Source organism: Streptomyces millisiae, assembly GCF_031845425.1.
Taxonomy (GTDB): Bacteria; Actinomycetota; Actinomycetes; order Streptomycetales; family Streptomycetaceae; genus Streptomyces; species Streptomyces millisiae.
The window spans coordinates 26,921-43,368 of record NZ_JAVREM010000028.1 but is presented as its reverse complement, the minus strand read 5'-3'; the positions used below and the strand labels follow the sequence as shown (position 1 = coordinate 43,368).

The 16,448-nt window shown below is 75.0% G+C and carries 17 protein-coding genes and 4 tRNA genes; 13 read left to right on the top strand and 8 right to left on the bottom strand.

The window, feature by feature from the left end:
• Positions 1–60 precede the first annotated feature (60 nt).
• The 6 genes from RNC47_RS20585 (at position 61) to RNC47_RS20560 (ending at position 8,363) form a co-directional block, all read left to right on the top strand.
• On the top strand, positions 61–936 hold the full coding sequence (locus tag RNC47_RS20585; RefSeq protein ID WP_311600878.1) for a MetQ/NlpA family ABC transporter substrate-binding protein: 876 nt from the start codon (positions 61–63) through the stop codon (positions 934–936).
• 119 nt (positions 937–1,055) lie between these two features.
• Positions 1,056–1,670 carry a GNAT family N-acetyltransferase gene (locus RNC47_RS20580; protein WP_311600876.1) on the top strand — a complete coding sequence of 205 codons (615 nt, stop codon included), beginning with the start codon at positions 1,056–1,058 and terminating at the stop codon, positions 1,668–1,670.
• A 46-nt stretch (positions 1,671–1,716) separates the two neighbouring features.
• Positions 1,717–2,955 carry a precorrin-6y C5,15-methyltransferase (decarboxylating) subunit CbiE gene (cbiE, locus tag RNC47_RS20575; protein ID WP_311600874.1) on the top strand — a complete coding sequence of 413 codons (1,239 nt, stop codon included), beginning with the start codon at positions 1,717–1,719 and terminating at the stop codon, positions 2,953–2,955.
• Between the two features lie 156 nt (positions 2,956–3,111).
• Positions 3,112–6,138 carry a nicotinate-nucleotide--dimethylbenzimidazole phosphoribosyltransferase gene (gene cobT, locus RNC47_RS20570; RefSeq protein WP_311600872.1) on the top strand — a complete coding sequence of 1,009 codons (3,027 nt, stop codon included), beginning with the start codon at positions 3,112–3,114 and terminating at the stop codon, positions 6,136–6,138.
• A gap of 180 nt (positions 6,139–6,318) precedes the next feature.
• Positions 6,319–7,530 (top strand): uroporphyrinogen-III C-methyltransferase, encoded by a 1,212-nt coding sequence (cobA, locus tag RNC47_RS20565; RefSeq protein WP_311600870.1) that lies wholly within the window; start codon positions 6,319–6,321, stop codon positions 7,528–7,530.
• Complete coding sequence (locus RNC47_RS20560) at positions 7,527–8,363, top strand: TrmH family RNA methyltransferase (RefSeq protein WP_311600868.1); 837 nt, start codon at positions 7,527–7,529, stop codon at positions 8,361–8,363. The genes cobA and RNC47_RS20560 overlap by 4 nt, the downstream gene beginning before the upstream one ends.
• On the opposite strand, the gene RNC47_RS20555 is transcribed toward RNC47_RS20560, so the two are convergent.
• Positions 8,360–9,403, bottom strand: coding sequence for a serine/threonine-protein kinase (locus RNC47_RS20555; protein WP_311600867.1), 1,044 nt, complete (start codon positions 9,401–9,403; stop codon positions 8,360–8,362). The genes RNC47_RS20560 and RNC47_RS20555 overlap by 4 nt on opposite strands.
• Positions 9,404–9,728: 325 nt before the next feature.
• Between RNC47_RS20555 and RNC47_RS20550 the strand changes: the two genes are divergently transcribed.
• A complete protein-coding gene (locus RNC47_RS20550) occupies positions 9,729–9,896 on the top strand; it encodes a hypothetical protein (protein WP_311600865.1) in 168 nt (55 codons plus the stop codon).
• A gap of 218 nt (positions 9,897–10,114) precedes the next feature.
• Here the strand turns inward: RNC47_RS20550 and RNC47_RS20545 are convergent.
• From RNC47_RS20545 to RNC47_RS20530, 4 genes are all read right to left on the bottom strand, one after another.
• Positions 10,115–10,186: transfer RNA gene (locus RNC47_RS20545), tRNA-Val, on the bottom strand.
• Positions 10,187–10,208: 22 nt separating this feature from the next.
• A tRNA-Val gene (locus RNC47_RS20540) sits at positions 10,209–10,280 on the bottom strand.
• A gap of 1 nt (position 10,281) precedes the next feature.
• Positions 10,282–10,352: transfer RNA gene (locus tag RNC47_RS20535), tRNA-Cys, on the bottom strand.
• Positions 10,353–10,374: 22 nt separating this feature from the next.
• Positions 10,375–10,447, bottom strand: a tRNA-Gly gene (locus RNC47_RS20530).
• 110 nt (positions 10,448–10,557) lie between these two features.
• Here RNC47_RS20530 and RNC47_RS20525 point away from each other — a divergent pair.
• The 3 genes from RNC47_RS20525 to RNC47_RS20515 are packed head-to-tail and all read left to right on the top strand — an operon-like array spanning position 10,558 to position 13,281.
• Positions 10,558–11,643 (top strand): chorismate-binding protein, encoded by a 1,086-nt coding sequence (locus tag RNC47_RS20525; protein WP_311600863.1) that lies wholly within the window; start codon positions 10,558–10,560, stop codon positions 11,641–11,643.
• Positions 11,618–12,442: an aminotransferase class IV gene (locus RNC47_RS20520; RefSeq protein ID WP_311600862.1), complete on the top strand. Its 825-nt coding sequence runs from the start codon at positions 11,618–11,620 to the stop codon at positions 12,440–12,442. The genes RNC47_RS20525 and RNC47_RS20520 overlap by 26 nt, the downstream gene beginning before the upstream one ends.
• Complete coding sequence (locus RNC47_RS20515) at positions 12,439–13,281, top strand: GNAT family N-acetyltransferase (RefSeq protein WP_311600860.1); 843 nt, start codon at positions 12,439–12,441, stop codon at positions 13,279–13,281. The genes RNC47_RS20520 and RNC47_RS20515 overlap by 4 nt, the downstream gene beginning before the upstream one ends.
• Here RNC47_RS20515 and RNC47_RS20510 read toward each other — a convergent pair.
• Complete coding sequence (locus RNC47_RS20510; RefSeq protein WP_311600858.1) at positions 13,263–13,778, bottom strand: DsbA family protein; 516 nt, start codon at positions 13,776–13,778, stop codon at positions 13,263–13,265. The two genes, RNC47_RS20515 and RNC47_RS20510, sit on opposite strands and share 19 nt — an antisense overlap.
• 85 nt (positions 13,779–13,863) lie before the next feature.
• Between RNC47_RS20510 and RNC47_RS20505 the strand changes: the two genes are divergently transcribed.
• Positions 13,864–14,241 carry a hypothetical protein gene (locus RNC47_RS20505; protein WP_311600857.1) on the top strand — a complete coding sequence of 126 codons (378 nt, stop codon included), beginning with the start codon at positions 13,864–13,866 and terminating at the stop codon, positions 14,239–14,241.
• 121 nt (positions 14,242–14,362) lie between these two features.
• Complete coding sequence (locus tag RNC47_RS20500; RefSeq protein WP_311600917.1) at positions 14,363–14,566, top strand: hypothetical protein; 204 nt, start codon at positions 14,363–14,365, stop codon at positions 14,564–14,566.
• Here RNC47_RS20500 and RNC47_RS20495 read toward each other — a convergent pair.
• Positions 14,528–15,121 carry a CGNR zinc finger domain-containing protein gene (locus RNC47_RS20495; RefSeq protein WP_311600856.1) on the bottom strand — a complete coding sequence of 198 codons (594 nt, stop codon included), beginning with the start codon at positions 15,119–15,121 and terminating at the stop codon, positions 14,528–14,530. The genes RNC47_RS20500 and RNC47_RS20495 overlap by 39 nt on opposite strands.
• 189 nt (positions 15,122–15,310) lie before the next feature.
• Positions 15,311–15,724, bottom strand: coding sequence for an SsgA family sporulation/cell division regulator (locus tag RNC47_RS20490; protein ID WP_003959770.1), 414 nt, complete (start codon positions 15,722–15,724; stop codon positions 15,311–15,313).
• Positions 15,725–15,884: 160 nt separating this feature from the next.
• On the opposite strand from RNC47_RS20490, the gene RNC47_RS20485 reads away from it, so the two are divergent.
• Positions 15,885–16,403 carry an SRPBCC family protein gene (locus tag RNC47_RS20485; RefSeq protein WP_311600798.1) on the top strand — a complete coding sequence of 173 codons (519 nt, stop codon included), beginning with the start codon at positions 15,885–15,887 and terminating at the stop codon, positions 16,401–16,403.
• Positions 16,404–16,448 lie beyond the last annotated feature (45 nt).

Genomic DNA, 16,448 nt, shown 5'->3' with positions numbered 1-16,448 from the left:
GCCGCCCACCCGGCGACCGCGCGCACTTGTCAACACGGATAACGAAGAAAGGCACTTTTCGTGCGTACTCCCAACGGAAACCCCGTCCGGACCGGCGTCCTCCTCGCGGCCACCACCGCGCTCGCCCTCGGCCTCGTCGCCTGCGGCACCGACTCCGACCCCGACACCGGCGGCGACAACGGCGACCAGGCCGACGCCAGCGCGCCCCTCACCGTCGCGGCCAACCCCGTCCCGCACGCGCAGATCCTGGAGTTCGTCCGGGACAACCTCGCCGAGGACGCCGGCCTCAACCTCGAAGTGCGGGAGTTCAGCGACTACGTGCTCCCCAACACCGCCGTCGAGAGCGGCGAGGTGGACGCCAACTACTTCCAGCACAAGCCCTACCTGGACCAGTTCAACGCCGACCAGGGCACCGACATCGTCCCGGTGATCAACGTCCACCTGGAGCCGCTCGGCCTCTACTCCAACTCGATCACCGACCCCGGCGAGCTCGGCGAGGGATCCACCATCGCGATCCCCAACGACGCGACCAACGAGGGCCGTGCCCTCCACCTCCTCGCCGAGAACGGCCTGATCGAGCTCAACGAGGGCGTCGGCGCCGAGGCCACCCTGAACGACATCGCCGACGACCACGGCATCACCTTCCAGGAGCTCGAGGCCGCCACCCTGCCGCGCGCCCTGGAGGACGTGGACGCCGCGATCATCAACGGCAACTACGCGCTGGAGGCCGACCTCGCCCCCGCCGAGGACGCCATCGTCCTGGAGGCCGCCGAGGGCAACCCCTACGCCAACTTCCTCGCGGTCAGGGCCGGCAACGAGGACGACCCGCGCGTCCAGACCCTCGCCGAACTGCTCAACTCCGACGAGGTGCGGCAGTTCATCGAGGACGAGTACGACGGTTCCGTCGTCCCCGCCTTCGGCACCCCGGCCTCCTGACACCGGACCGCCGACCACCTCCCAGCACCGGGCCCCGGCGATCAGCCGGGGCCCGGCGCTGTCTCGCCGGCCGGTGATACTGCATGCTGTCCCCTCTGACCCCAGGCATGGAGCGGCCCATGACACCCACCTTCCCCGACGTCTCCATCAGCACCGAGCGGCTGGTGCTGCGCCCGTTCGAGGAGGCGGACATCCCCGAGCTCGCCGACATGATGAACGACGAGCTGACCGCGGCCTGGACCTCCGTCCCCAACCCGTACACGCCCGCCGACGCCCGCGAGTGGATCACCCGGGGCGCGCCCGCGGAACGCACCTCGGGACGCGGCATCGTGCTGGCCGTCGACGAACACCTCACCCACCGGCTCGTCGGCACCCTCCACCTCAAGAACACCAACTGGCACACACTCACCAGCGAGGTCGGCTACGTCGTCGGCCCCTGGGCCAGAGGCGAGGGCTACGCCGCCGAGTCCGTGCTGGCCATCGCCCAGTGGCTGTTCCACGACCAGAAGTTCGAGCGCCTCGAACTCCGCACCGCGGCCGGCAACACCGCCTCCCAGCAGGTCGCCCAGAAGATCGGCTGCGTCAGCGAGGGTGTCCTGCGCAACGCGCTGATAGTGCGATCCCGTACCGAGGACGGCGGTTGGACCGACATCCGCACCGACCTCATCGTCTGGGGCCTGCTCCCCGAGGATCTCGAGGACGCGCACACCCCCGCACACCGCGGCGCGCGGTAGGCTCACCCCGTCCCTCACCTGCACACAGTCCAGGAGCATGCCGCGCATGGCCGACCGCGTCACCGTGATCGGATGGGACGGATCCCCACTCGACCCGGCCGCCCGGGCGGCCCTCCAGGCGGCCACCCTGGTCGCCGGCGCCCCCAGGCACCTGGCCCACCCCGAAGTCCCCGCCGGGGCCGAGCGCGTCACGCTCGGCAGCATCGCCCTGGCCGCCCGCCGCATCGCCACGCACCGCGGCACCGCGGTCGTCATGGCGGACGGCGACCCCGGCTTCTTCGGCGTGGTCCGCGCGCTGCGCGCCCCCGAGCACGGCCTCGAGGTCGAGGTCGTCCCGGCGGTCTCCGCGGTGGCCGCCGCCTTCGCCAGGGCCGGCATGCCCTGGGACGACGCCAAGGTCGTCGTCGCCAACCCGCGCACCCTGCGCCGGGCGGTCAACGTCTGCCGCGCCCACCCCAAGGTCGCCGTCCTCACCTCGCCGGGCGCCGGCCCCGCCGAGATCGCCCTGCTGCTCGGGCCGACCCATCGCACCTTCGTCATCTGCGAGTCCCTCGGCACCGACCGCGAGCAGGTGTCCGTCCTCACCTCCGACTCGGTCAGCCGACGCCACTGGAGCGATCCCAACGTGGTGATCGTGATAGGCGGCGGAGGCACCACCCGGGACGGGGGCAGCAGTTGGCTGGCGGGCCTCGACCCGGCGGCCGCCGTCCAGCCGCGCGGATGGGCGCTCGACGCGACGGCCTACGGCCAGGACGCGCCCACGGCGCCGGACGCGGGACCCGGCCGCAGCCCGCGGCTGCGCGCCCTCGAACTCGCCGTGCTCGGCCCCCGGGTGGGGGACCTGATGTGGGACGTCGGCACCGGCGGCGGCCTGGCCGCCATCGACGCCGCCCGGCTCGGCTCCGCCGTGATCGCCGTCGACCGCGACGCCCAGGCCTGCGCGTTGGCCGGCGCCACCGCCCGCCGGCTCGGTGTGCACCTGCACATCGTGCACGGCGTGGCTCCCCAGGTGCTCGACGACCTGCCGGAGCCCGACATCATCCGGGTCGGGGGCGGCGGCCCCAGGACCCTCGTCGCCTGCGCCGACCGCCGGCCCCAGCGGCTGGTGACCCACGCCCTGACCCGCGATCAGGCGGAGGCGGCCGGCCGGGTGTTGACCGGAGCCGGCTACGAGGTGGAGTGCACGCTGCTCCAGACCCTCGACCTGGAGCCGCACGACTGGGCGGAGCGTGACCGGACCGTCGCCTTCCTGCTCGTCGGCCGCCGGGCGCCGGCCGCCCGGTGACAAACCGGGACCTTCCCGGGCCAGCCGACCACCCGTGAGCGGGGCCCGGCGGCATCCCGGGTAGGCTGATGGATCGTTGTGCCGTCGACCGGACTTGATGATTCGTCCGTCATGTCCGGGATGGGAAGGAGCGCGTGCGATGGGCGAGGTGGACGCGTGACGGACACCGGCCAGACCCCCGAAGGGGCGGCACGGGAGCAGGCACCGCCGGTGGCGCCGGCGGCCACGGCCGCCTACCCCTTCCCGGGTCAGCCCGACGAGGCGATGGACATGGACGGCGACGAGGAGGAACTGCTGATGCCGGGTGCGATCGGTGCCTGGGGCGACGCGGTCGTCGCCCCGCCGCAGACCGTCGCCCCTCCGCCCCCGGTGCGCCCGCTCGCCGAGCGCGCGCAGCCGGCCGCCGCCGCCCCGCCGGCCGCCCCGGCTGAGGAGCCGGCCCAGGCGGCGCCGCTCGACGGCGTCGTGCCGGTGAGCCCGACCGGCGTGGTCCCCGCCCAACCGGGCGCCTGGCAGTCGCCGCCGGCGCCGCAGGCGCCCGTCGAGGCCACGGCTCCGACCGCTCCCGCGCCGCCGGAGGCGGCGGAACAGACCCCCGAGGCCGCGCCCCCGGCCGCTCCCGACGCGCAGGTCGCCGAGGCGCCGCCGGCCGCCCCCGCCGGCCAGGCGATCCCCGTCCCGCCGGCGAGCGCGGACCAACAGGCCGTCGCCGGCCAGGTGGTGGCCGTCCCGCCGGCCACCACCGAAGCGGCCGCCGTCGCCGACGCGGACGCGCCGGTCGCGAGCGCCCCGGCCCCGGCGGCCGAGGCCGAGGCCGCCGTGCCGGCCGCGGCGGAACCCGCCGTCGAGCCGGCCGAGGCGGCGGGGCAGGCCCCCGCACCCGCCGACCCGGCGGTGCCCGCGCCGCCGTCGGAGGACGGTCCGGCCCCCGCGGCCGAGCCAGCGGACCAGGCGCCCGACGCCGCGCAAGCGGCCGACGACCAAGGCGCCGAAGGCGCCGCCGTCACCGGCGAAGCGACCGACGAGGCTCCCGCGCCAGCCGTCGCGGAACCGGCCGGGCAGCCGGGCGAGGCCACCGACCAGGCTCCCACGCCAGCTGCCCAACCGGCCGAACCCGCCGTGGGCGACCAGGAACCCGGCGATTCGCCGGAGACGAATCCGCCGGCTGAGACCGGCGAAGCCGCCGGCCCGCCTGCCGTGACCGCCGGCGCCGAGGCCGTGGCGACCACCGCCGATCCGGCGCCCGAGGCGAACGCGCCGGTCGAGGCCGGTGAAGCCGCCGGCCAGGCCGACGCCTCGCCCGAGCCGAATCCACCGGCCAAGACCGGCCAAGCCGCCGGCCCGGTTCCGGTGCCCGCCACCGCCGATCCCGCACCCACCGACTCGCCCGAGCCGAATCCGCCGGCCGACACCGGTGAGGCCGCCGGCCAGGCCGTCGCCGGCCAGGCCGTCGCCGTCGTCGCCTACAGCGATGCCGAGCGCGAGGCCGTGCATCGGCTGATGCGGGAGCGGCGCGACGTCCACACCGGGTTCCGCGCCGACCCGATCCCGCACGAGGTGCTGCTCCGCGTCCTGGAGGCCGCCCACACCGCGCCCTCCATCGGCCTGGCCCAGCCCTGGGACTTCGTCATCATCCGGTCGGAGGAGACCCGGCGGACGGTGCACGAGCTCGCCGTCCGGCAGCGCGAGTCGCACGCCGCCGCCCTGCCCAGGGCCCGCGCCCGGCAGTTCACCGAGCTCACCGCCGAGGCCGTCCTGGACGCCCCGGTCAACATCGTGGTCACCGCCGACCCGACCCGGGGCGGCCGGCGCGCCGCGGGACCGACCGGGCAGCCGCGCCTCGCGCCGTACTCGACGGCGCTCGCCGTCGAGAACCTCTGGCTCGCCGCCCGCGCCGAGGGCCTCGGCGTCGGCCTCGTCGGCTTTCTCGACGACCGCGAGCTCACCCGCGCCCTCGGCCTGCCCGAGCACCTGGAGATCGTGGCCTACCTCTGCGTCGGCTACGTCGACGCGTTCCCCGGCGAGCCCGAGCCCGACCAGGGGGACCCGGCCAGGCGCCGCCCGCTCTCCTGGGTGGTGCACGAGGAGAGCTACGGCCGCCGCGCCCTGCCGGGGGCCGAGCCGCACGACCTGCTCAGCGAGACCCTCGCCGAGATCAGGCCGCTCGACGCCCACGCCCTCGGCGAGGCCTGGGAGCGGCAGAAGCGGATGACCAAGCCGGCCGGTGCCCTCGGCGCGCTCGAGGTCATCTCCGCCCAGCTGTGCGGGCTGTCCCGCGCCTGCCCGCCGCCCGTGCCCGAGCCGGCCGCGCTGGCCGTCTTCGCCGGCGACCACGGCGTGCACGCCCAGGGCGTCACCCCCTGGCCGCAGGAGGTCACCGCCCAGATGGTGGCCAACTTCCTGTCCGGCGGCGCGGTCTGCAACGCCTTCGCCACCCAGGTCGGCGCCGAGGTCTGCGTCGTCGACGTGGGCGTCCGCGCCGAACTGCGGACCAGGCCGGGGCTCATGCCCCGCAAGGTGCGCGCCGGCACCGCCGACTTCACGGCCGGCCCGGCCATGAGCCGCGAGGAGGCGCTGCGCGCCGTCGAGGTGGGCATCGAGACCGCCCGCGACCTGGTCGCCGCCGGCAACCGCGCGCTGCTCACCGGCGAGATGGGCATCGCCAACACCACGGTCGCCGCCGCCCTGATCGCCGTCTTCACCGGCGCCGCGCCCGGCGAGGTGACCGGTCGCGGCACCGGCGTCGACGACGAGACGCACGCGCGGAAGGTGGACGTGGTGCGGCGCGCCCTGCAGCACCACCAGCCGGACCCGGCCGACCCCATCGGCGTGCTCGCCGCCGTCGGCGGCCTGGAGCACGCGGCGCTCACCGGCCTGATCCTCGGCGGCGCCTCGCTGCGGGTGCCGGTGATCCTGGACGGCGTGAGCGCGGGGGCCGCCGCGCTCGCCGCCCGCGCCGTCGCGCCGGAGGCGGTCTCCGTGTGTATCGCCGGACACCGCAGCGCGGAACCGGGACACATGGCCGCGCTCACCGCGCTCGGCCTGCGCCCGCTCGTCGACCTCGACCTGCGGCTCGGCGAGGGCACCGGCGCGCTCCTGGCGCTGCCGGTCGTGCAGAGCGCGGCCCGTGCCATGCGCGAGGTGGCCACCTTCGACGCCGCCGGCGTCACCGACAAGAACTGACCGCGGCCGGGCCCCCGCCCACCAGGCCATAGGCTGGGCGAGGGTCCGGAACCGCACGGATTCAGCCGCTCCAGCGCCGCAGCGGCGGTGGCCGGTACGACCGGCAGCACCGGGCCCCGGCGGGTCGGACGGGCCCGCCACCGTCGTCCACCGCCCAGCGCCGAGGAGCCGCACCCCGCTATGCCAGAACATCCCGCCTACCCGGTAGGACTGCGCCTGACCGGCCGCCGCGTGCTGGTGCTCGGCGGCGGCACCGTCGTCCAGCGGCGCCTGCCCGCCCTGCTCGCCGCCGGCGCCGACGTGCGGCTCGTCGCCCCCGAGGTCACCCCGGCCGTCGAGGCCATGGCCGAGGCCGGGGAGCTCCTCTGGCAGCGCCGCGGCTACCGCCCCGGCGACCTGGAGGGCGCCTGGTACGCGCTGGTCGCCACCGACGACCCGGCGGTCAACGCGGCCGCCTCGGCCGAGGCCGAGGAACGCCGCGTCTGGTGCGTGCGCAGCGACGACGCCGAGGCGGCCACCGCCTGGACCCCGGCCACCGGGCGCGTCGACGGCGTCACCGTGGCCGTGCTCACCGGCCGGGACCCGAGGCGCTCCGCGGCCGTCAGGGACGGCGTCGTCGAGGCGCTGCGCGACGGCACCCTGACCGCGCCCAGGCACCGCGGCCGGCACCCGGGAGTGGCGCTGGTCGGCGGCGGCCCAGGCGACCCGGACCTGATCACGGTGCGTGGCCGCCGGCTGCTCGCCCAGGCCGACGTGGTGATCGCCGACCGCCTCGGCCCCCGCGAGCTGCTCGACGAGCTGCCGCCGCACGTCGAGGTCGTGGACGCGGCGAAGATCCCCTACGGCCGGGCCATGGCCCAGGAGGCCATCAACGCGGCCCTGGTCGAGCACGCGCGGGCCGGCAGGTTCGTGGTCCGGCTCAAGGGCGGCGACCCCTACGTCTTCGGGCGCGGCGGCGAGGAGGCCGCCGAGCTCGCCGCCGCCGGGGTGCCCGTCACCGTGGTCCCGGGCGTCACCAGCGCCATCAGCGTGCCGGGCGCCGCCGGCATCCCTGTCACCCACCGGGGGGTCGCCCACGAGTTCACGGTGGTCAGCGGCCACGTGGCACCCGACGACCCGCGCTCGCTCGTGGACTGGCCGGCGCTCGCCGCGCTGCGCGGCACCCTGGTGCTGCTGATGGCCGTGGAGCGGATCGGGGCCATCGCCGACACCCTGGTCCGGCACGGCCGGCCGCCGACCACCCCGGTCGCCGTCGTCCAGGAGGGCACCATGGCCGGCCAGCGCCGGGTGGACGCCACGCTCGCGACCGTGGCCGCGCGGGTGGCCGAGGAGGGCGTGCGGCCGCCGGCCGTCATCGTGGTCGGGGACGTGGTGCGGGTGGCCGCCGGATGAGCGACCCGATCGTCGTCACCGACCCGGCCGACCCGAGGCTCGGCGACTACACGGACCTCACCGACGTCGAGCTGCGCCGCCGCAGGGAGCCCGCCGAGGGCCTGTTCATGGCCGAGGGCGAGAAGGTCGTCCGCCGCGCGCTCGCCGCCGGCTACCCGATGCGCTCGCTGCTGCTGACCCCCCGCTGGGTCGACGGGCTGCGGGACGTCGTCGACGCCGCCACCGTGCCGGTCTACCTGGTCAGCCCGGAGCTCGCCGAGCGGGTGACCGGCTACCACGTGCACCGCGGCGCGCTCGCCGCCATGGGACGCCGCCCGCTGCCCGCGGCCACCGAGCTGCTGGCGGGCGCGCGTCGTCTCGCCGTGCTGGAGGCCGTCAACGACCACACCAACGTGGGCGCCGTCTTCCGGGGCGCCGCCGCCCTCGGGCTCGACGGCGTGCTGCTCTCCCCGGACTGCGCCGACCCCCTCTACCGACGCTCCGTCAAGGTCTCGATGGGCGCGGTCTTCTCCCTGCCCTACGCCCGCCTCGACCACTGGCCGCGGGGCCTGGACGACGTCAGGTCCGCCGGCTTCCGGCTGCTGGCCCTGACCCCCGACGCCGGGGCCGTCGACATCGCCGAGGAGCTGCGGGGGAGCGGCGGCGGTCGGGTGGCGCTGATGCTGGGCGCCGAGGGCGACGGGCTGACCCGCCAGGCGCTGGCCGCCGCCGACGCCCGGGTGCGCATCCCGATGTCGCACGGCATCGACTCGCTCAACGTCGCGGCCGCCGCCGCGGTCGCCTTCTACGCGCTGACCACCGCGGCCCCCCGGACCCCGGAGGACCGGCCCTAGACGGGCCCCTGGCAGCCCTGCGCCACGGCGATGCCGAGCGCGACCAGCAGCGTCACCGTGATGAAGACGATCAGCCGCTGCCGCAACAGCCGCCGGTCGACGCCCCGCCTGGCCGGCGGGCGCCGCCCGGCCGGCCGGGTCGGCGCCGGGTGCGGGGCGCGCCGCTCGGGCGCCGAGCGCTGCTGCGGCGCCCGGGTCAGCACCCGCTGGCCCTCGCCGCGCGCCTCCCTGGCCGCGATCTCCTTCAGCCGCAACGACAGCTGCACCGTGCTCGGCCGGTCCTGCGGCGACTTCGCCAGGCAGGACCGCAGCAACGGCGCCAAGGCGGCCGGCACGCCCGTCAGTTGCGGCTCCTCGTGCACCACCCGGTAGAGCATCACCTCGGAACTGCCCTGCCCGAAGGGCGAGTCGCCGAGCGCGGCGTAGGCCAGCGTGGCGCCCAGCGAGAAGACGTCGGTCGCCGGCGACACCGCCTGCCCCCGCACCTGCTCGGGCGCCAGGAAGCCGGGGGAGCCCACCGCCGTGCCGACGTGCGTCAGCGTGCTCGCACCGGTAGCCCAGGCGATGCCGAAGTCGATGATCCTCGGCCCCTTGGGCGACAGCAGGATGTTCGACGGCTTGAGGTCCCGGTGCACCACGCCCGCCTCGTGCACCGCCACCAGGCCCTCGGCGAGCGCGGCGCCGATCGCCGCCGTCTCGGCCGCCGACAGCGGCCCGTCCTGCATGACCTTGTCGTGCAGCGAGGGGCCCGGCACGTACTGGGTCGCGAACCAGGGCCGCTGCGCGTCGAGGTCGGCGGCCACCAGCCGGGCCGTGCAGCCGCCCCTGATCCGCCGGGCCGCCGACACCTCGCGGGCGAAGCGGGAGCGGAACTCCTGGTCCTCCGCCAGGTCCGGCCTGATGACCTTGAGCGCCACCCGCTGGCCGCGCCGGTCGGAGCCGAGGTACACGACCCCCATCCCGCCGGCGCCGAGCCGCCGGTGGAGCCGGAAGGCGCCGACGACTCGCGGGTCCTCGCGCCGGAGCCGCATCATCGCCATGTCCACCTCGCTGCCCCGTGCTTGTGATGTGCCACAGCTTACGGACTGAGCGGCCCGAGCCGCGCGAAGGCCGCGCGCTCACCGGCGGGAACGACGCCTCGCGTCGGGTCCCCTGGGGGAGAACCCGGGCCTGGCGGGTCACTTGTCCACCCTGGGGAGTATCCGGGTGGGGCCGGTGTCATCCTGCGGGAGGCCCCCAGGTCAGTACGCGGGGGTGACGTCGTGGCCACCCCCGGCGGACTACTGTGAGATCAAGCGGCGGGCGCAGCACTCGTCCCCCGAGGTCACCCGCCCGCCGCCCCAACTCGACGACGGGAGCCGAGAGATGGCACGAATCGCGGTGCGGCAGAGTCCGCCACCCGCAGGGCGGCGCCATCCCCTGGTCGCGGCGGCCATGGTTCTGCCGTTGGCCATCGTCCTCGCCGTCGTCATCGGCGGCGTGGACGCCGTCGTGACACAGGCGTCGTCCGTAGCCGGCATGCTGGGGCGCTGAGCGGCGCCCCGGACCCGGGAGAGCGGCCCGGGTCGGGGACACCGGCACTCGAACCCCGTGGGGACGGGGGTAGGCGGACGGCACATGTGCCCGGGCAGCTGGGGAGCTGCCCGGGCACCGCGCTTTTTCCGGGAGCGGGAACGCCACACGCATGCCCGCACACGCACGCCGAAGGGCCGGAGAGAGACGACTCTCCGGCCCTTCGTGACCACCATCGGTGCGCGATACTGGGATTGAACCAGTGACCTCTTCCGTGTCAGGGAAGCGCTCTCCCGCTGAGCTAATCGCGCGGGCGGATCCTCGCGGATCCAGTGGACGATACTGGGATTGAACCAGTGACCTCTTCCGTGTCAGGGAAGCGCTCTCCCGCTGAGCTAATCGTCCGAGGTGGAGACGGGATTTGAACCCGTGTAGACGGCTTTGCAGGCCGTTGCCTCGCCTCTCGGCCACTCCACCGGATGGGGGCGGGCCCCCTTCGAGCGGACGACGAGACTCGAACTCGCGACATCCACCTTGGCAAGGTGGTGCTCTACCAACTGAGCTACGTCCGCATTTGGCTGCCTCCGGTTTCACTCTCGTGCCCGGCGACGTCATGAACTCTAGCGGATTCGTCAGCCAGCTCAAACTCGGTATGCCGGCACCGCCGCCTACACTCGCGCATGTGTACGACCTTGCTCCGCTCGCCCGCCTCGGCGGGATGCTGGCGACCGACCTGCGCGACGTGACCAGCGATCCGGCCGCGTTGGACTCCACCGGCTGGTGGGCGGTGGTCGCCGGCTACGCGGGTGACCTGGTCTGCGCCCGCTTCGCCGACGTGCGGCCCGCGCCCCCACGGGCGGCGACGCCGGCCCGCTGGCGGGGCCCGGAACCGGCGGCGTGGGCGAGCTCCCTGGACCGGGCGGCCTACACCGCCGCCGTCGGGACGATCCGCGAGCACATCGCGGCCGGCGAGGTCTACCAGGCCAACCTGTGCCGGGTGCTCTCGGCGCCGCTCGCCGACCCGGACGCCGACGTCGACGCCCTCACCGCCCGGCTGGCCCGTGGCAACCCGGCGCCCTACGCCGGCACCGTCCGGCTGCCCCGCCACGGCGTCGAGGTCGCCACCGCCTCGCCCGAGCTCTACCTGCGCCGGCGCGGCCGCACCGTGGAGTCGGGACCGATCAAGGGCACCGGCCGTACCCCGGCCGATCTGCTCCCCAAGGACCATGCCGAGAACGTCATGATCGTCGACCTGGTCCGCAACGACCTGGGCCGGATCTGCGAGCCGGGCAGCGTGACCGTCCCCGAGCTGTGCGCCGTCGAGCCGCACCCCGGCCTGGTGCACCTGGTCTCCCGGGTGCGGGGCCGGCTCGCGCCCGGCGTCGGCTGGGCCGAGCTGCTGGCCGGCACCTTCCCCCCTGGCTCGGTGACCGGCGCCCCCAAGTCCAGCGCGCTGCGCGTCATCGACGCGCTGGAGACCGCGCCCCGCGGCCCCTACTGCGGCGGCGTCGGCTGGGTGGACGCCGACCGGGGAACCGGCGAGCTGGCCGTCGCCATCCGCACCTTCTGGATCCGGCGCGACGAGGGCCGGCCCGTGCTGCGCTTCGGCACCGGCGCCGGCATCACCTGGGACTCGGACCCGGCGCGCGAATGGGCGGAGACCGAGCTGAAGGCGTCCCGGCTGCTCGGGGTAGCTTCTGAGGGAGTGCCGTTGATCGGCACCGCACACGAGAGGAGCCCACATGGCGTTGATCTGGCTGGACGGTGAGCTGCGCGACGCCGACAGCGCGCGGGTCTCCGTCTTCGACCACGGACTGACCGTCGGCGACGGCGTGTTCGAGACGCTGAAGACGCAGGACGGCCGGGCGTTCGCGCTCAGCCGCCACCTCGACCGCCTGGCCGCCTCCGCCGCCGGGCTCGGGCTGCCTGAGCCCGACCGGGAGGAGGTCACCCGCGCCTGCCGCGCCGTCCTGGACGCGGTGCCGCTGCCGCTTGGCCGGCTCAGGATCACCTACACCGGCGGGCTCTCGCCGCTCGGCTCCGACCGCGGCGACGCGGCCCCGACGCTGGTCGTCGCGCACGCCGAGACCCCGCGGCGCCCCGACACGACCGCCGTCATCACCGTCCCCTGGACCCGCAACGAGCGCGGCGCCCTGGCCGGGCTCAAGACGACCTCCTACGCGGAGAACGTGATCGCGCTCGCCCGGGCCCGCCAGGAGGCCGCCTCGGAGGCCCTCTTCGCCAACACCGCGGGGCAGCTCTGCGAGGGCACCGGCACCAATGTCTTCGTCGTGCTCGACGGCGAGTTGTACACCCCGCCGCTCTCCGCTGGCTGCCTGGCCGGCATCACCAGGGCCCTGGTGCTGGAGTGGACCGGCGCCCGTGAGACCGAGCTGCCCATGGACTGCCTGGACCGCGCCGAGGAGGTCTTCCTGACCTCCAGCACCCGCGACGTGCAGGCCGTGCGCCGCGTCGACGGGCGGGAGCTGCCCGAAGCGCCGGGGCCGGTGACGGCCAAGGCGATGCGGGTCTTCCAGGAGCGCTCGGCCGCGGACATCGATCCGTGACCACCACGCTGCGGCCCAGTGGGCCGGAGGAGAGCACCCCAGAGGGGGGCCGTGCGCGGGGCTACGAGATCAGGGTGAACGCCCGCCGGGTCGGCGAGCTGCGGCTCGAGTCCGACCCGCGCGTGGGCGTCGGCCGCGTCACGCGTCTGACCGTCGACGAGGCGGACCGGCGCCGGGGCCGGGCCACGGTCGCCATGCTCGCCGCCGAGGAGGTGCTGCGTGCCTGGGACTGCGCCTCGGTCGAGGCCGCCGTGCCGGCCGAAGAGCGGGCCCTCGCGGCCCTGGCCGACGCCCTCGGCTACCGCGAGCGCAGCCGCAACATGGCCAAGACGCTCGCCGACCGCCCGCCGGCGCTGCCCCCGGGCAGCACGGCACGGGCCATGACCGAGCAGGAGTACCCGGCCTGGCTGGCCCACGACCGGGACGGCGTGACGCGCGCCCTCGTGGAGCGGGGGGTGCCCGAGGCGGTGGCGGCAGCCTCCGCCGAGCGGTCCCTTGCCACCCTGCTCCCGGAGGGGCCGGCCACCAAGGACGCCGTGCTGCGGGTGCTCACCCACGACGGCGCCGACGTCGGCACCCTCTGGGTGGCGGTCCCCGGCGGCCGGGTGGCGGACGAACTCGGCCTGGACGCCTGGGTGTTCTCCGTCGAGGTGGCCGAGGCCCACCGCGGTCGGGGCCACGGCAGGTCGCTGATGCTGGAGGCGGAGCGGGTCGCGGCCGCGGCCGGCGCGCGGCTGCTCGGCCTCAACGTCTACGCCGGCAACACCCCGGCCCTCCGGCTCTACGAGTCACTGGGCTACCGGACGCTGCGGCGCCACCTCTACAAGCCGCTGCGCTGAGCGAGCAGCGACTCGGCGATCTCCACGACGCGCTCGCGCAGCCCCTCCTGGCTGCGCCCGCCGTCCAGCCGCTGGCCGTCGATCACATAGGTCGGCGTGCCGGTCACCCCGATCGCCTGCCCCTCCGCCTGGTCGGCGTCCACCGCGAGCAGGTGCCGGCCGTCGATCAGCGCGGTGTCCACCTCCTCGGCGTCGACGCCGACCTGGCCGGCCACCTCCAGCAGCAGCGCGGGACCGCGCCTGTCGAGCTCCGCGGTCCTGGCCAGCAGCGCCGTCCAGTACTCCTCGCCGCGGCCCTGGGCGAACGCCTCCTCGGCCGCCTGGGCCGCCGCCAGCGCGTGCTGGTGCCCCTTGAGCGGGAAGTGCCGTCGCCTGATCTCCAGGTCCGCGCCGAACCGCTCCCGCAGGGCGCTCAGGTCGGACTCGGCGCGGTGGCAGTCGGGACACTGCAGGTCGCACCACACGTCCAGCACGACGGGCTCGGGGTTCTCGTTCATGGGCCCCAGTCTCGCACCCCGAGATTCCCCTGATCCGGGGGCCGACCCCATGGCCGCGTGCCCGTGGGCGCGGCAGGATGGAAAGATGCTGATTGGTACTGCCTGCACCCTTCTATCCGCCGCCGGCCTCGGCGTCGCCCTCCTGGTGGCCCGCCGGCGCCGCTACGCGCTCGCGCTGCGCACCGCGGCCGTCGCGCTGCTCCCGGTCGGCCTCGCCATGACGGGCGTGGTGCGGTTCGTGGTCAACATGACCTTCAACCCGGTGGCCTGGGCCGGCTTCGGGGTGCTCGGCCTCGCCGTCCTGCTGTTCCTCTCCGGCCGCCTCGCCGAGGGGCGCGGCCGTGAGGTCGAGCGCCGCTCCGCGCCCGCTTCCACCACCGCCCTGCCCGCCTCCCGCGGCGGCGGCGCACCGGCCGACGACTTCTCCGACATCGAGGCCATCCTCAAGAAGCACGGCATCTGACCTCCGGCGGTCCGCCCATACCACAGGGAACCGGCGGAAGGGGTGAGATTCACCGAATGCCCCTGCAAAGAAGGCAGGTTGATCGCGAAGCGCTGACCTGCTGGGTCATGATCGCGGCGCCATGCAACACATCACCGGGGACCTCGCTCCCGACACCGCGCCAACCGTCAGACCCGTCGCCGACCACCAGGAGGTCGACCTGCCCGCGCTCGAGGAGCGCCGCGGCTGTCTCTTCGCCCTGTCGCAGCCGCCGTTGATGCTCTTCCTCACCGTGATCGGCGGGTTGTTACTCATCGCGGGGGTGCACGACCACTTCCTGCTCTGACCGCCCCTCCCGCTCCGGACCGCGCCGCCGGGCCCGGTACGCGGCGACGTGCAGGCGATTGCCGCAGGTCCGGTTCGAGCAGTAGCGACGGGAGCGGTTCCGGGAGAGGTCGACGAAGGCGCGCCCACAGCCCGGCGCCGCGCAGTGCCGCAGCCGCTCCCGTTCACCGGCCACCAGGAAGAAGCCGAGCGCCATGCCGCAGTCGGCGGCCAGATGGTCGGCGATCGAGGCGCCGGGCGCGAAGTAGTGCACGTGCCAGGCATGGCCGTCGTGGTCCGTCAGCCGGGGAGTGGTGCCGGCGGCCGCCACCAGCCCGTTGACCAGCTCGGCCGCCGCCCGGTCGGTCGGGGCGGCGAAGATCTCGGCGAAGCGCTGCCGCACCCGCCGCACGGCGGCCAGATCCCCCGCGTCGAGCGCCTCGGCCTCGACGTCGCTGATCGCGTGCCCGACCACGAAGGCCCGCAGGGCGGCGAGGTCGGCCAGCGCGGCGGGCCCGGAGTTCAGCAGGTCGACGGCGAGATCGAGCGAGCACCTGACGTCGTGGTCGATCAGCACGGTGGTCGGCTTTCGCGGTCATGGCCGGACGGCGGTGGCGGGCGATGTGAGCGCGACTCTAACCGCTGGCCGACCACACGTGCGCGAGGGCGCCGCCGCGGTGGTGGCCGCGGCGGCGCCCTCGCGCCGCTCATCGCCGGCTCCGCGCCGTCGCCCCGAGTTCAGACGGCGCGAGGAGCCGGCGGGTCCTTAACTCTCCGCCAGAATGTGCGAGAGCTCCGTATCGAGATCGAAGTGACGGTGTTCCGTGCCGGGCGGGACGGCGGCGTCCGTTCGCTTCAGGAACGACTCGAGGGCCCTGGCCGGGGCTTCGAGCAATGCCTCGCCCTCCGGCGAACTGAGGGCGATGCAGACGACGCCCTGGCCGTGGCTCCTGGATGGCCAGACCCGCACATCACCCGTGCCCGTGGGGCGATGGAGCCCCTCGGCGAGGAGATCGCGGGCGAATACCCATTCGACGGTTTCTTCGGCTCCGGTGTGAAACGTCGCATGTACGGCGTAGGGGTCCGCCGTGTCATACCGCAGCCCCGCGGGTACAGGTAGTGAGGACTCGCTCGATACAACGAGGCGCAGGTGCAGCTCGCAGCTGACCGTGGTGTTCATAAGCGCCAGGGCCTTTCGCTCAGTGTGCGCTCGGGGATTCGCACGTCGGCCAAATCGACATGCCACGTACGCGCCGGTTGTAAACCCCTCTGCCCTAATTGCGCCCTTTAATCTCATTCCAATGGCGGAATGGCAAAAGCGATAAAGCCGGAGGTGCTCGATGACGGACGGGATGACGGACGACGGGACACGCGGGACCCGGCACCGCTATCGATTCCGTGCCGACTGGTGGGTGCCCGCGGCGCCCCCGGCCGTCTACCGGGTCCTGGAGCGGCCGGAGGACTATCCCCTGTGGTGGCCCCAGGTCCGCGAGGTCCGGCGGCTCGGGCCCGATCAGGGCCACTGTCGGTTCCGCTCCGTGCTCCCCGTCGACCTGCGCGTGACCGTCCGGGCGGCGCGCCGCGACCCGGAGGCCGGGGTGCTCGAGGTCGCCCTCGGCGGCGACCTCGAAGGGTGGATGCGGTGGACGCTCGCCGCCGGGGGCGGGGCGGGGGCGGGTGGGACGCTGGTCGGCTACCGGCAGGACACCGTGCTGCGCCACCCGCTGCTGCGCCGGCTCCCCAGCCCCGCGCGGCCGGTGCTGGTGGCCAACCACGCGCTGATGATGCGGGCCGCGCGCCGAGGTCTGCGCGCCTGGTTGGGAGTTCGTCCCGGGCCCGACGGAAGCCCCGGTCGGTAGCTGGTTTGAATCCGGGCTCACCAGCACTGTATTGTTCTCAACGTG